Below are 1,197 nucleotides of genomic sequence, written 5' to 3'. Positions count from 1 at the left end.
ACCAGCTCGAAGCGCAGCGCGTCCAGCTCCGGATCGGCCTGCCGGGCCCGGCCGTACTGGCTGTTCAGGCCGGCGGTCAGTTCGGTGTCGTCGCGCTCCTGGATCCAGGCCTGACGCAGCGGCGGCAGGCCCTTGCGGATGTCGATGTGGGCGGCCGGGTCCGTGTAGGGGCCGCTGGTGTCGTAGACGCTGAGCGGGGGGTTGCGCTCCGCGCCGAACTGGCTGGGGGTATCGGCCAGGGTGATCTCGCGGAACGGCACGCGCAGGTCGGGACGCGAGCCGGTCTGGTAGATCTTGCGGGAATTGGGCAAAGGCTGGATCGCAGCCGGGTCCACGCTGGCCGCGGTGGCTGTGAAAGTTGGGTTTTTGCTTGTCATTGCAGCTCCAAGGAAGGGGTGGAGCCGATATAGGAAGAAGCACCTTGCAGGCATTGCACCTGGGGCGCACGCTCCCAGCATCGGCATTATCCGTACTGGTACGAGGGTGTTTCTCAACCCGCCTGCGGCGAGTACCCCTGCGTGAGGACAAGTATAGGTGTCTTGGACCTGTCTGTGGGCTGATAAAGCTTATTTGCTTTTCATGCCATTGAGCAGATGGCGTATGGTCTGGTCCAGGTGTTCGCGGTCCTTGCCGGACAGCGCCACGATCTCGTCCACGGAGAAGCGGCTGAAGGGCCAGGTGACGATGGGCGGTCCGCCGTCCGGTTCATGCATGACCAGTGCGCCGCCCACGCTGATCTCCATGGGGCCCAGGCCGCTCTTGAGCCACTGGGCGCTGACGTTCAGGGCCTTGGCCAGGTCCAGGATCTCGCGGGCGTCACGGCGCGCGCCGCTCTCGTAGTTGGAGATGGCGCTCTGGCTCAGGCCGCACAAGCGGGCCAGCCCGGCCTGCGACAGGCCGCGTTGTTGCCGTGCGTGGCGCAGGCGTTCGGAGAAGTTTTTCACACCACAGATTGTTGATGCAACGCCCACCACGATGGTTTTGATTAAATAACACGTTTGTGATTTATAATGTCAGGCAGGGTCATCTGGCGTCATTATAGTTAAGGTATCAACTATGTCGGTTACAAATGTGGTTACTGGCGGTCCTGTTGTGCTGTACCTCTCCAGTGTCATTCCTGATCGAAACCTGCTGGAACAGCAGGTCAAGGCCCTGGCGGAACGGGGCTATCGGCCGATTTCCTGCCGCGACTCCACC

Annotated in this window: 1 protein-coding gene and 1 pseudogene; both read right to left on the bottom strand. The window is 62.2% G+C overall.

Translation table 11 applies throughout. From position 1 onward, the window contains the following. Positions 1-377, bottom strand: a pseudogene (locus ACWPWO_RS18795) (phosphomethylpyrimidine synthase ThiC); the annotation flags it as partial. A 189-nt stretch (positions 378-566) separates the two neighbouring features. Further along, positions 567-944 carry a helix-turn-helix domain-containing protein gene (locus tag ACWPWO_RS18790; protein ID WP_454007891.1) on the bottom strand — a complete coding sequence of 126 codons (378 nt, stop codon included), beginning with the start codon at positions 942-944 and terminating at the stop codon, positions 567-569. Between the last annotated feature and the right edge of the window lie 253 nt (positions 945-1,197).

The sequence above is a fragment of the Alcaligenes sp. Marseille-Q7550 genome, from assembly GCF_965112015.1.
Note: the sequence above shows the minus strand (reverse complement) of the source record. Positions and strands in the feature narration are given on the sequence as shown.